The organism is Pseudomonas sp. ANT_H4 (genome assembly GCF_008369295.1).
In the GTDB taxonomy this organism is placed as follows: Bacteria; Pseudomonadota; Gammaproteobacteria; order Pseudomonadales; family Pseudomonadaceae; genus Aquipseudomonas.
In genome coordinates this window covers 107,849-120,500 of record NZ_VOBG01000004.1, presented here as the reverse complement: position 1 = coordinate 120,500, position 12,652 = coordinate 107,849, and the positions used below count along the sequence as shown (strand labels likewise).

Sequence of the window (12,652 nt, the reverse complement as noted above, 5' to 3'; positions counted from 1 at the left end):
CATGGATGAGAAATATCGCAGGGCCGTGGATGCCGCCGCCATTTTTTCCGAGACCGACCTGGCCGGCAGCATCACCTACGTCAATGATCAGTTCTGCAGCCTGTCCGGCTACAGCCGGAAGGAGTTGCTGGGGAAAAACCATCGGATACTCAGCTCCGGATTGCATCCGGCCGGGTTTTTCCAGGGCATGTGGCTCGCCATTACCCAGGGCAAGATCTGGCGTGGGGAAATTTGCAACCGGGCCAAGGATGGCACGCTTTATTGGGTCGACAGCACCATGGTGCCGCTGCTGGATGAGCGCACCGGGCAGGTGCAGAAGTATGTGTCGATTCGCTTTGATGTCAGCGAAAAACGCCAGTTGCTGCACACCTTGCAATGGCGGGTTGGCCACGATGTGCTGACCGGCTTGCCAAACCGCGCCTACCTTTCCGAATTGCTGATCCAGTCCCTGGAGTTTTCCCGCAGCGAGGACATTCCCTTGGCCGTGTGCATGCTCGACCTGGACGGCTTCAAGGCAGTTAACGATGGCTACGGTCACGCGTGTGGCGACCTGTTGCTGGTGGAAGTGGCCAGCCGCCTGCGAGAGATCATCCGTGGTGAGGACGTGGTCGCCCGGTTGGCTGGCGACGAGTTCGTGTTGATTCTGCGTTACGTACGGGATGCCGACGAACTGAACGCCGCCTTGTTGCGTATCCTCAAGTCCATCTCCGAGCCCTATTCGATCCAGGGCCTGGAGATCAACGTGTTCGCCAGCATCGGTGTCACGCTGTTTCCCTCTGATGACGAGGACGCCGACACCTTGCTACGCCACGCCGACCAGGCCATGTACGTAGCCAAGCAGAGCGGGCGTAACCGCTTCCAGCTGTTTGATGTGTCCCTGGAGCAGGAGGTCAAGGCCACCCACCAGACGGTGGAGCAGGTACGCCAGGCACTGGCGGCAGGTGAGTTGTGCCTGCATTACCATCCCAAGGTGAACCTGCGCTGCGGTACGGTGGTGGGTTTTGAAGCGCTGTTGCGCTGGCAGCATCCCGTGCGCGGCCTGGTGTTTCCGGGGGATTTCCTGCCGTTGATCGAGCAGACCGATCTGATTGTCGACGTGGGTGAGTGGGTGATGGACCAGGCGCTGGCGCAGATGCATCAGTGGCAGGGCGCAGGGCACTCCTGGTCGGTCAGCGTTAACATCGCGGCACGGCATTTCCAGCGGGCAGATTTTGTCGACCGATTACAGCAGTTGTTGGCGCAGCACCCCGAGGTTGCACCGCAGATGCTTGACCTGGAAATCGCTGAATCGGTAGCCATCGACAATATCCAGCGAGTCACCCATCACCTGGAAGCCTGCCAGGCGTTGGGGGTGCAGTTTTCCCTGGATGATTTCGGCACGGGTTACTCATCCTTGAGCTACCTCAAGCGGCTGCCGACCCAGACCATCAAGATCGACAAGTCGTTTGTGCGCGACATTCTCCATGACAAGGACGATCTGGCGCTGACCCAGGCCGTGATAGGCCTGGCCCGTGCGTTTGGCCGCGAAGTGATCGCCGAAGGCCTGGAGACCCTGGAGCATGGCCAGTTATTGATGCGCATGGGCTGTGAAGTGGCGCAGGGCTATTTTTTCGCCCGGCCGATGCCGGCTGCCGAGGTGCCGGGGTGGGTAGACGGCTTCTCGCTGTCATCTGCTACGGGGAGTCAGGTGTAGGGCTCGCTGTCCCGGTATACAGCTTGATGATCTCATCAACTTCCCCTGACATTTTCATCCGCCAGAGCGTGCTCAGAATCTCCTGAACCGGGAGGGCAGGGTCGTTGCGCACATAACAGCCCAGGCTTTGTTCCTCTACGACGGCCACTGTATGAAGTCGTTGCGCCACCGGCAGTTTCTGGTTGAAGCGATTCAGTGTCCACTCGTTGATGACCGCGTACTTGAAACGTCCGGCCACCAGTTTTTGCAGCACTTGCTCCTCGTTACGGGCGTCATCGCGCTTGAGTTGACCGCTGGCGAAGCGCGGTTCGAGGGTTGGGTAGCTGTAATTGAGCACCGTGCCGATCTGCTGCGGCGCCAGGCTGCCCAGTTGCACCGACAGCGGCGGCAAATGGGCGCTGACCAGCACATTGCGCTGGACCCACAGCGGGATACTCCAGCTGTAGTCGCCGGACAGATTGCTCAACCAGGCTTGCGTGACATAGCAGCGCACATCGATTTCTCCGTGCTCCATGGCGGGGGTGATGCGCGCCCGGGCCAGGACCTGGAACTGTGCCGGGCGGCCAACCTGGGTCGCCAGGCTCAGCATCAGGTCATACAAAATACCCTGGGTCGGCTGGCCCTGCTCGATTTGCACCATAGGCATGGCCCAGCTGTCGGAAATGGAGAAGCGCAAAGGTGCGGGCACAGCCAGGCTGACGGTGGTGATCATCCATAAGGCGCCCAGGACTACGCGCATAAACTCTCCGGGTTCAGCCCTTAATAGGGCTTGGTTAGACCAGCTTAGTCAGATTAGGCGAGCGTGCCGGATGCAATTTCCCCCTTGCTCCGCTAGCATTACCCGCTTCCGCTTCCCAGTTGCGACGGTTTTCGATGAGTTATCAGGTTCTTGCACGTAAATGGCGTCCGCGCTCGTTCCGCGAAATGGTCGGCCAGACCCATGTGCTCAAGGCTCTGATCAATGCCTTGGACAGCCAGCGGCTGCACCATGCCTACCTGTTCACCGGTACCCGGGGTGTCGGCAAGACCACCATCGCGCGGATCATCGCCAAGTGCCTGAACTGCGAAACTGGTATCACCTCGACGCCTTGTGGCACTTGCTCGGTGTGCCGGGAGATCGACGAAGGGCGCTTTATCGACTTGATCGAGATCGACGCCGCGAGCCGGACCAAGGTCGAAGACACCCGCGAATTGCTGGACAACGTGCAGTACGCGCCGAGCCGCGGCCGCTTCAAGGTCTACCTGATCGACGAAGTGCACATGCTTTCCACTCACTCCTTCAACGCGCTGTTGAAAACCCTGGAAGAGCCGCCGCCCTACGTTAAATTCATCCTGGCCACCACCGACCCGCAGAAACTTCCTGCAACCATTTTGTCGCGGTGCCTGCAGTTCTCCCTGAAGAACATGACTCCCGAGCGGGTGGTCGAGCATTTGACCCACGTCCTCGGTGTCGAGAACGTGCCGTTCGAAGACGACGCCCTGTGGTTGCTGGGCCGTGCCGCCGATGGCTCGATGCGCGACGCCATGAGCCTCACCGACCAGGCCATCGCCTTCGGTGAAGGCAAGGTCATGGCTGCTGACGTGCGGGCGATGCTCGGCACTCTCGATCATGGGCAAGTCTTTGACGTGCTGCACGCGCTGATCGAAGGCGATGCCAAGGCCTTGCTTGAAGCTGTGCGCCATCTGTCCGAGCAAGGCCCGGACTGGAATGGTGTGCTCTCGGAAATTCTCAACGTGCTGCACCGCGTCGCTATTGCCCAGGCGTTGCCTGAAAGCGTCGACAACGGTCATGGCGACCGCGATCGCGTGTTGGCGTTGGCCCAGGCGCTGCCGGCCGAAGATGTGCAGTTCTACTACCAGATGGGCCTGATCGGCCGCCGCGATTTGCCGCTGGCGCCGGACCCGCGTGGCGGTTTCGAAATGGTCCTGTTGCGCATGCTGGCGTTCAGGCCTGCGGACACGGCAGATGCGCCGAGACAGCCGCTAAAGCCAGTGGGGATCAGCCAGGCCACAGTTGATTCCGCCAAACCAGTGGCTGGCGCGGCGGTTGTCGCGCCAGTGGTTGCGCCAAGTATTGCGGCGCCGGAGGCTGTGGCACCTGCACCTGCACCTGCACCTGCACCTGCAGAGCCGGTGGCGCCTGTTGTCGTGCCAGAGCTGATTGTCGAGCCCGAGCCGTTGCCCGTGGTCGATCTGCCCTGGAACGACCCTATAGAGGCGGTAATCGAGCAGCAAGCGGCCGTCGAGCCTGTGCTCGAAACCACCGGCGAGCAGCCCGATCTCACGCCGATGCCGACGCCAACTCCGGACAGCATGGTGCCGGATGCGTCGGAATGGGCTTCGGCCCCCGTGCCCGAACCGACCATCGCCGACGTGGACGCGGCTACGCCGGGCGTCGACCTGGATGACGAACCGCCGCTGGACGAAGACTACATCGAGCCAGACATGGACTCGGCCTACAGCTATCTGGATGACCTGGCCAGCGAACACGCCGCCGAGCCGGCCCCAGAGCCCGAGCCGGAACCGGCGGCGATGCCGGCTACCGGCCTGGCGCTGCAATGGCTGGAGTTGTTCCCGAAACTGCCGATTTCCGGCATGACGGGCAGCATCGCCGCTAACTGCACCTTGATCGCTATTAATGGTGACCACTGGCTGCTGCACCTGGACCCGGCCCACAGCGCGCTGTTCAACGCCACCCAGCAGCGTCGATTGAACGATGCCCTGAACCAGTACCACGAGCGCACCCTGACGATCAGCATCGAGCTGATCAAGCCCGAGCAGGAAACCCCGGCCCAGGCCGGTTCCCGTCGCCGGGTAAACCGCCAGCGCGAGGCTGAAGAGTCGATCCAGGCTGATCCGCTCATCCAGCAGATGATGCAGCAGTTTGGCGCCGTGGTTCGCCACGATACTATTGAACCTGTCGAAGCCCCGGTAACCCAGGTTTCATAAGCTGGGGCTAATAATTGATCCACGTACTTTTGAGGTGATTCCCATGATGAAAGGTGGCATGGCCGGCCTGATGAAGCAGGCGCAGCAGATGCAGGAAAAGATGGCCAAGATGCAGGAAGAACTGGCCAACGCCGAAGTCACCGGTAAAGCCGGCGGCGATATGGTCAGCGTGGTAATGACCGGTCGTCACGACATCAAGCGCGTGACCATCGACCCAAGCGTGCTGCCAGGTGTGGGCGAAGACGATCTGGAAATGCTCGAGGCTCTGTTCGCCTCGGCCGTCAACGACGCCGTGCGCAAGATCGAAGCCAACAGCCAGGACAAAATGTCCGGGGTGACCGCTGGCATGCAACTGCCGCCGGGTATGAAACTGCCGTTCTGATTGGCGCGCGTGAACATGAAAATGCCAGGCATCGTGCCTGGCATTTTTTTTGCTGTGTAGATTGGCAGGGCCTGTCTATTGCGCAGCTGTCGAGTGAAACGAGGTTGCTCGGGGGCGACTTCGGTGCCTAGCTTGATTGCAGTGGTGTGGCCAACGTAGCCTTGCTGGGGCTCGACAACTGTACGCAGTTTTGTCGAACCTCGATGCCCTGGTCGGTGTCTGCACCCTATACCGTTGAATTTACTCACCGATAAAGGAGCCTCACTGATGACCGAAGCCCTGACCCTCAACCAGCGCATCGTTCTGGTCTCCCGCCCCCAGGGCGCGCCTGTACCAGAGAATTTTCGCCTGGAACGCGTGACCCTGCCGGATTTGGCCGATGGCCAGGTCCTGCTCAAGACGCTGTTCCTGTCCCTGGACCCCTACATGCGCGGTCGCATGAGTGATGCGCCGTCTTACGCGGCTCCCGTGGAAATCGGTGAGGTGATGACCGGTGGCGCTGTCAGCCGTATCGAACAGTCGCGCAACCCGAAATTCGAAGTGGGCGACCTGGTAGTAGGCTCCACCGGCTGGCAAAGCCACAGCATCTGTGATGGCCGCAATCTGATGCCGGTGCCCAATGGCCTGGCCAGCCCGTCCATGGCCTTGGGTGTGCTCGGCATGCCTGGCATGACTGCGTACATGGGCCTGACGGACATCGGCCAGCCCAAGGCTGGGGAAACCCTGGTGGTGGCGGCTGCGTCCGGCGCGGTGGGTTCGGTGGTCGGCCAGGTGGCCAAGCTCAAGGGCTTGCGCGTGGTCGGTGTGGCGGGCGGAGCGGATAAGTGCCGCTATGTGGTGGACGAGTTGGGCTTTGATGCCTGTATCGACCACAAGAGCGAGCATTTCGCCGATGAACTGGCCCAGGCCTGTTTCAACGGCGTGGACATCTACTTTGAAAGCGTCGGCGGCAAGGTGTTCGATGCGGTGGTGCCGTTGCTCAACCCCAAGGCGCGGATTCCTCTGTGTGGCCTGATCGCCGGCTACAACGCTCACGAAGCGCCCAGCGGTCCCGATCGGTTGCCGGCGCTGCAGCGCACCTTGTTGACCAAGCGCGTGCGGATTCAGGGTTTTATCGTGTTCGACGACTACGGCGACCGCCAGCCTGAATTCCTCAGCGCCATGGCGCCGTGGGTGCGCGATGGCAAGATCAAATTCCGCGAAGACGTGGTCGACGGCCTGGAGCAGGCGCCCGAAGCCTTTATCGGTTTGCTGGAAGGGCGCAATTTCGGCAAGTTGGTGGTGCGTGTTACAGAGGATTGAGCATTTGACGCTAATCCGGGGCGCGGGTATAAACCGCGTCTCGTTGTTTTGTCGGACCTTTCCCTCATGAGCTTCAGCCCCCTGATTCGTCAACTGATCGACGCTCTGCGCACTTTGCCAGGCGTCGGCCAGAAAACCGCCCAGCGCATGGCGCTGCAACTGCTGGAGCGTGATCGCAACGGTGGCTCCCGACTGGCCCTGGCTCTGAGTCAAGCCATGGAAGGTGTGGGCCATTGCCGTCAATGCCGCACCCTCACCGAAGAAGAACTCTGCCCGCAATGCGCCGACCCGCGTCGCGATGACACACTGCTGTGCGTGGTCGAAGGACCGATGGACGTCTATGCCGTGGAGCAGACCGGTTATCGCGGCCGTTACTTTGTGCTCAAGGGCCACTTGTCTCCGCTGGATGGCCTAGGCCCGGAGGCTATCGGTATTCCGCAGTTGGTAACGCGGATCGAACAGCAGGGCACCTTTACTGAAGTAATCCTGGCCACCAACCCCACGGTGGAAGGCGAAGCGACCGCTCACTACATCGCCCAACTGCTGGCCAACAAAGGCCTGATCACCTCGCGCATCGCCCACGGTGTACCGCTCGGTGGCGAGTTGGAATTGGTGGATGGCGGCACCCTGGCGCACTCGTTTGCCGGGCGCAAGCCTATCGTTCTTTGATGCTTTCAGTGTAGGAGCGAGGGCCCTACAGCATTGCATGCTTGAAAACCAAGCAAGCGCTTGGTAAGTTCGCTCCACCTCTGCGTGGAGCTTGCCGATGCCTGCCTATCAGGAATACTTCGATTCCAGCCACCAATTGGTTCGCGACAGCGTACGCCGTTTCGTCGAGCGCGAAATTCTGCCGGGCATCGAGCAATGGGAAGAAGCCGAAAGCTTTCCCAAGGCGTTGTACCTCAAGGCAGGCGCGGCGGGGATTCTCGGCATAGGCTATCCCGAAGCCCTGGGCGGTAGCCATGAAGGTGACCTGTTCGCCAAGGTCGTCGCCAGCGAAGAGCTGATGCGCTGCGGCTCTGGTGGGGTAGTGGCGGGGTTGGGCTCGCTGGATATCGGCCTGCCGCCCATCGTTAAATGGGCCCGGCCCGAGGTGCGAGAGCGTGTGGTGCCCCAGGTGTTGGCCGGTGAGAAGATCATGGCCCTGGCCGTCACCGAGCCCGCTGGCGGCTCCGATGTGGCTAACCTGCAAACCCGTGCGGTACGCGAGGGTGATTATTATCGGGTCAGTGGCAGCAAAACCTTTATCACCAGTGGCGTGCGTGCCGATTTCTACACCGTTGCGGTGCGTACCGGTAGCCCAGGTTTCGGTGGTATCAGCCTGCTGCTGATGGAAAAGGACACCCCTGGCTTCACCGTCGGCCAGCCGCTGAAAAAAATGGGCTGGTGGGCGTCGGACACGGCCGAGCTGTTCTTCGATGATTGCCAGGTGCCTGTCGGCAATCTGATCGGTGCCGAGAACATGGGCTTTGCCTGCATCATGGGCAACTTCCAGAGTGAGCGCCTGGCCCTGGCCTTAATGGCCAACATGACCGCGCAGCTGGCCCTGGAAGAAAGCCTGAAATGGGCTGCCCAGCGCGAAGCCTTCGGCAAGCCCATCGGCAAGTTCCAGGTGCTCAAGCATCGCCTGGCGGAAATGGCCACCGCCGTCGAAGTCTCCCGGGAATTTACCTATCGCCAGGCGGCGAAGATGGCCGCAGGCAAGAGCGTGATCAAAGAGATTTCCATGGCCAAGAACCTCGCCACCGACACCGCCGACCGCGTGACCTACGACGCGGTGCAGATCCTCGGTGGCTTGGGTTACATGCGTGGCAGCCTGGTGGAGCGGCTGTACCGCGACAACCGCATCCTGTCCATCGGCGGGGGAACCCGGGAAGTGATGAATGAAATCATCAGTAAGCAGATGGGGTTGTAACCGGATTATTTGTCCGTCAACGCAAACTGCGTCAAGCAAAACGTCGGGATACCCATGTCTTCCAACCTCTGCGAGCCACCCAGCTCCGGCAGGTCAATAATCGCCGCTGCTTCGAAAATCCGCGCGCCCATGCGTCGTGCCAGGTTGGCCGCGGCGATCAGGGTGCCGCCGGTGGCAATCAGGTCATCGAACATCAGCACCGAATCCCCTTCACACAGGCTGTCGGCATGGACTTCCAGGAAGGCTTCGCCGTATTCGGTCTGATAACCCTCGCTCAACACGTCTGCCGGCAACTTGCCCTGTTTACGGAACAGGATCAGTGGTTTGTTCAACTGATAGGCGATGATCGAACCGATCAGGAACCCGCGAGCATCCATCGCGCCGATGTGGGTGAACTCAGTTTCGACATAGCGGTGAACAAAGGTATCGGCTACCAGGCGCAAGGCCTTGGGCGACTGGAACAGCGGCGTGATATCGCGAAAGATCACCCCAGGCTTGGGGAAGTCGATAACTGGGCGAATCAGGGATTTGATGTCGAACGAATCGAAGACCATCGTCGAGGAGTCCTGGGAGGCAAGCGGACCCGCAGTATACCTGCGGCCTCGCCGGTTGGCGCGACCGCAAGTGTCTGGATCAGCCGTCGAGCGAACCACCGGCCAGCGCACAGAGCTGGATCGGGTCGAGGATATGCACTTCCTTGCCCTCGGCGGCGATCAGTTCGTTCTGCTGGAAGCGGGTGAATACGCGGGATACGGTTTCCACCGCCAGGCCCAGGTAATTACCGATTTCGTTGCGCGACATGCTTAGGCGGAACTGGTTGGCCGAGAAACCTCGGGCACGGAACCGCGCCGACAGGTTGACCAGGAAGGTGGCGATCCGCTCGTCGGCGGTTTTCTTCGACAGCAGCAGCATCATTTGCTGGTCGTCACGAATTTCCCGGCTCATGACCCGCATCAGTTGGCGGCGCAATTGCGGCAATTGCAGGGCCAGCTCATCGAGACGATCGAAGGGGATTTCACACACCGAAGTGGTTTCCAGGGCCTGGGCCGACACCGGGTGAATCTCGGTGTCCATGCCCGACAGACCGACCAGCTCGCTGGGCAGGTGGAAACCGGTGATTTGCTCTTCGCCGCCATCGCTCAGGCTGAAGGTCTTCAAGGCGCCGGAGCGAACGGCATAAACGGAATCGAACTTGTCACCCTGGCGAAACAGGAATTCACCTTTTTTCAGCGGGCGACCACGTTTAACGATGTCGTCCAGCGCATCCATGTCTTCCAGATTCAGCGAAAGTGGCAAGCAAAGCGGCGCCAGGCTGCAGTCCTTGCAATGAGCCTGGCTATGAGCGCGCAGTTTAACTGGCTCGGACATTTCTTAAATCCTTGTGGGAAAACACACATAATGGGTAAGGGTACAGCACTCGGGGGTCTTCAGGCCAGCGTGTACAAAAAACCAGCAAGGATGTAAAGATTATCCGCCAGCGGCCGATGTACTGCTATTAGCCCAAGAGCCAGGAGGCTCAATACATGCTTTCCATCGGTGGCAATCTCGCAGCCCGCACAAATGTTCAGACCCTGCCTGAGCCGAAAAAAGACAGCGTCGCAAGCGATGCGCCCGAGACGACTCTGCTCAGTGAACCCAAGGCGGTAGAGGGCGTGACCGTGACTTTTTCCGGGGCTTCGCTGAACGCTGCAGCCGCCGAGAAAGCCGCTAACGAGGATATCGACGACAGCGGGCTGGCGGATAACGTCAAGCAGTTGCTGAAGATGATCCGTCAACTCAAACAGCAGATCGTAGAAAAACAGGCGGAAATGGCGGCAGTGATGGCCGACAAGAGCCTTAGCCCTGATCAGGCCCAGGCCCGGCTAGGTGGCCTGCAAACAGCATTGAGCGGATTGCAGGCAGGCTTGACGGCGGCCCAGGCGTCTCTGCTCAAGGCGATAAAAGATATGAGTGCCGGTGATGCAGTCAAGACTGCATCTCTATCGATGAGCTAACCCGGATCAGATCACCCGGGAAAAACGCTGCTTATTCTGCTGATCCAGGTAGGCATCGAACACCATGCACACAGCGTGCACCAGCAAGCGCCCTGCGGGCAGCACGCGAATCCCCTGGGCGTCGAGTTCGATCAGGCCGTCACGGGCCATGGCTTCCAGTTGTGGCCACAGTTCGGCGAAATAGCCGCGAAAATCGATTGTGAAGAGCTGTTCGATCTCCTCGAACGCCAGGCTGAATTTGCAGAGCAACCGTTGAATGACTTCCCGCCGCAAACGGTCGTCCGTCGTACAGATCAGGCCGCGACTGGTGGCCAGTTGCGCGCCGGCCAGGGAGTTTTGGTAGTGGCTCAGGTCGCTGCTGTTCTGGCAGTACAGGTCACCAATCTGGCTGATAGCTGACACCCCAAGGCCGATCAGGTCGCAATGGCCATGGGTGGTGTAGCCCTGGAAATTGCGCTGCAAGGTGGATTCTTCCTGGGCGATGGCCAGTTCGTCGTCGGGCAGGGCGAAGTGGTCCATGCCGATGTAGCTGTAGCCGGCGGCGGCCAGTTGCTCGATGGTGTTTTGCTGCATTTTCAGTTTGTCGGCGGGTGCCGGAAGGTCTTCGCTGTTGATCCGCCGCTGGGACAGGAAGCGTTCTGGCAGGTGCGCGTAGTTGAACACCGACAGGCGGTCCGGCTGCAGGCTGATTATTTCGTCCATGGTGTGGGCGAAATGCTCCGGCGTCTGCTTGGGCAGACCGTAGATCAGGTCGATATTGATTGAGCGAAACTGCAAGGTCCGCGCAGCATCGATCACGGCGCGGGTTTCTTCCAGGCTTTGCAGGCGATTGACCGCCCGCTGCACATCGGGATCGAGGTCCTGCACGCCGATGCTGACGCGATTGAAGCCCAGTTCACGCAGCAGGCCCATGGTGGCCCAATCGGCTTCCCTTGGATCGATCTCGATGCCGTAGTCGCCGGAATCGTCGTCCAGCAGGTTGAAATGCTGGCGCAGCTTGGCCATCAACTGGCGCAGTTCGTCGTGGCTGAGAAAGGTCGGTGTACCGCCGCCAAAGTGCAATTGCTCCACTTGCTGGTTGGGGTCGAGGTGGCAGGCCACCAGTTGAATCTCCTGCTCCAGGCGTTGCAAATAGGCCTGGGCGCGCCCGCGGTCCTTAGTGATGACTTTGTTGCAGGCGCAGTAGTAGCAAATATTGGCGCAGAACGGCACGTGAACGTACAGCGACAATGGGCGAACGGCCTTTCGGCTGTCGCGCAGGGCGTGGAGTAGGTCGAAGGAGCCGACCTGGCTGTCGAATTGGACGGCGGTGGGGTACGAGGTGTAGCGCGGCCCCGCCAGACCGTAGCGATGAATAAGATCAGTGTCCCAACGAATGGCGTCGAGCATGCGGGCGTTTCCCGGAGTGACTAGTGGGCCGAGTCTAGGGGCTGGGCTGGACAGTCATCTTGATTTGCATCAACGGGGAGCGGCGCTATGCCACATAGCCTTTTAATGGCCCATCAGCCAGTGCTGGTGGGGGCCGGGCAGCGTCCAGACTCCGAACAGGATCACCAGCAAGCCACCCGTCATGCGCACGCTGCGTTTGCGCAGCAGGGCGGTTACCCGCTCGGCCGCGAGTCCTGTGGCCAGCAATACCGGCCAGGTGCCGAGGCCGAACGCCAGCATCAGCAGGCCGCTGTCCAATGCATTGCCCTGGCTGGCCGCCCACAGCAAGGTGCTGTAGACCAGCCCGCACGGCAACCAGCCCCACAGCGCGCCCAGCAGCAAGGCGCGGGGTAGGCTGGACACCGGCAGCAAACGGTTGGCAATCGGCTGGATATAGCGCCACAGGCCGCGACCGAGGCTTTCGATGCGAGTCAGGCCGCTCCACCAGCCAGCCAGGTACAGGCCCATGGTGATCAGCAACAGCCCGGCGAGGATACGCATGAACATCGCTGCCGGGCTGTTGGCCACCGCCCAGCCCGCCAGGCCGATCAGCACGCCTGCCGTGGCATAGCTGAGAATTCGCCCCAGATTGTAGGCCAGCAACAAGCGAAAGCGCCGGCTGCGCTGCTCCTTGGGGATCGCCAGGGTCAGCGCGCCCATCAGGCCACCGCACATGCCCAGGCAATGACCGCCGCCCAACAGGCCGAGGATTAGCGCTGAAACCAGTAACGGCGCCAGTTCAAGCATGGGGTGGGTCTTTGGGTTTGGCGGTTTGATCGGTGGTCGCCGGGCGATTGGCCTCATCGACCCCGGCCAGGTGATTGGGGTCCTGGTCGTCGAACAGCACGGTATGGGCCGGGCCGTCGAGGTCATCGTACTGACCGCTGTCCACCGCCCAGAAGAAGATGTAAATGGCGATGGCCACGATCAATAGCGCCGCCGGAATCATCACGTAAAGAGCTGGCATCTGTACTCCATGCCCACGCGGC

At 60.7% G+C, this 12,652-nt stretch carries 13 protein-coding genes; 7 read left to right on the top strand and 6 right to left on the bottom strand.

What is annotated here, in order from left to right:
* Position 1: 1 nt before the first annotated feature.
* On the top strand, positions 2-1,693 hold the full coding sequence (locus FQ182_RS06915; protein WP_149412858.1) for a bifunctional diguanylate cyclase/phosphodiesterase: 1,692 nt from the start codon (positions 2-4) through the stop codon (positions 1,691-1,693).
* Here the strand turns inward: FQ182_RS06915 and FQ182_RS06910 are convergent.
* Positions 1,674-2,432 carry an ABC transporter substrate-binding protein gene (locus tag FQ182_RS06910; protein ID WP_149412859.1) on the bottom strand — a complete coding sequence of 253 codons (759 nt, stop codon included), beginning with the start codon at positions 2,430-2,432 and terminating at the stop codon, positions 1,674-1,676. The genes FQ182_RS06915 and FQ182_RS06910 overlap by 20 nt on opposite strands.
* 134 nt (positions 2,433-2,566) lie before the next feature.
* Between FQ182_RS06910 and dnaX the strand changes: the two genes are divergently transcribed.
* From dnaX to FQ182_RS06885, 5 genes are all read left to right on the top strand, one after another.
* Positions 2,567-4,642 (top strand): DNA polymerase III subunit gamma/tau, encoded by a 2,076-nt coding sequence (gene dnaX / locus FQ182_RS06905; protein ID WP_149412860.1) that lies wholly within the window; start codon positions 2,567-2,569, stop codon positions 4,640-4,642.
* A 43-nt stretch (positions 4,643-4,685) separates the two neighbouring features.
* Complete coding sequence (locus FQ182_RS06900; RefSeq protein ID WP_133101643.1) at positions 4,686-5,024, top strand: YbaB/EbfC family nucleoid-associated protein; 339 nt, start codon at positions 4,686-4,688, stop codon at positions 5,022-5,024.
* Positions 5,025-5,291: 267 nt separating this feature from the next.
* Entirely contained in the window at positions 5,292-6,326 is a 1,035-nt protein-coding gene (locus FQ182_RS06895; protein WP_149412861.1) for an NADP-dependent oxidoreductase, read from the top strand.
* A 66-nt stretch (positions 6,327-6,392) separates the two neighbouring features.
* Positions 6,393-6,995, top strand: a complete 603-nt coding sequence (gene recR / locus FQ182_RS06890) for a recombination mediator RecR (RefSeq protein WP_133101641.1) — start codon at positions 6,393-6,395, stop codon at positions 6,993-6,995.
* A gap of 97 nt (positions 6,996-7,092) precedes the next feature.
* Positions 7,093-8,241: an acyl-CoA dehydrogenase family protein gene (locus FQ182_RS06885; protein ID WP_149412862.1), complete on the top strand. Its 1,149-nt coding sequence runs from the start codon at positions 7,093-7,095 to the stop codon at positions 8,239-8,241.
* Between the two features lie 5 nt (positions 8,242-8,246).
* Here FQ182_RS06885 and FQ182_RS06880 read toward each other — a convergent pair whose 3' ends face one another.
* Together FQ182_RS06880 and fnr are read right to left on the bottom strand one after the other, a co-directional pair.
* The gene (locus FQ182_RS06880; protein WP_149412863.1) at positions 8,247-8,795 is read right to left on the bottom strand and encodes an adenine phosphoribosyltransferase; all 549 of its coding nucleotides are present in this window, start codon (positions 8,793-8,795) and stop codon (positions 8,247-8,249) included.
* 79 nt (positions 8,796-8,874) lie between these two features.
* A complete protein-coding gene (gene fnr, locus FQ182_RS06875) occupies positions 8,875-9,609 on the bottom strand; it encodes a fumarate/nitrate reduction transcriptional regulator Fnr (RefSeq protein ID WP_149412864.1) in 735 nt (244 codons plus the stop codon).
* A gap of 155 nt (positions 9,610-9,764) precedes the next feature.
* On the opposite strand from fnr, the gene FQ182_RS06870 reads away from it, so the two are divergent.
* A complete protein-coding gene (locus FQ182_RS06870) occupies positions 9,765-10,235 on the top strand; it encodes a hypothetical protein (RefSeq protein WP_149412865.1) in 471 nt (156 codons plus the stop codon).
* A gap of 6 nt (positions 10,236-10,241) precedes the next feature.
* Here FQ182_RS06870 and hemN read toward each other — a convergent pair whose 3' ends face one another.
* The 3 genes from hemN to ccoS form a co-directional block, all read right to left on the bottom strand.
* Complete coding sequence (hemN, locus tag FQ182_RS06865; RefSeq protein ID WP_149412866.1) at positions 10,242-11,624, bottom strand: oxygen-independent coproporphyrinogen III oxidase; 1,383 nt, start codon at positions 11,622-11,624, stop codon at positions 10,242-10,244.
* 102 nt (positions 11,625-11,726) lie between these two features.
* A complete protein-coding gene (locus FQ182_RS06860; protein WP_149412867.1) occupies positions 11,727-12,410 on the bottom strand; it encodes a sulfite exporter TauE/SafE family protein in 684 nt (227 codons plus the stop codon).
* Positions 12,403-12,630, bottom strand: a complete 228-nt coding sequence (gene ccoS / locus FQ182_RS06855; RefSeq protein WP_149412868.1) for a cbb3-type cytochrome oxidase assembly protein CcoS — start codon at positions 12,628-12,630, stop codon at positions 12,403-12,405. Before ccoS ends, FQ182_RS06860 begins: the two co-directional genes overlap by 8 nt.
* Between the last annotated feature and the right edge of the window lie 22 nt (positions 12,631-12,652).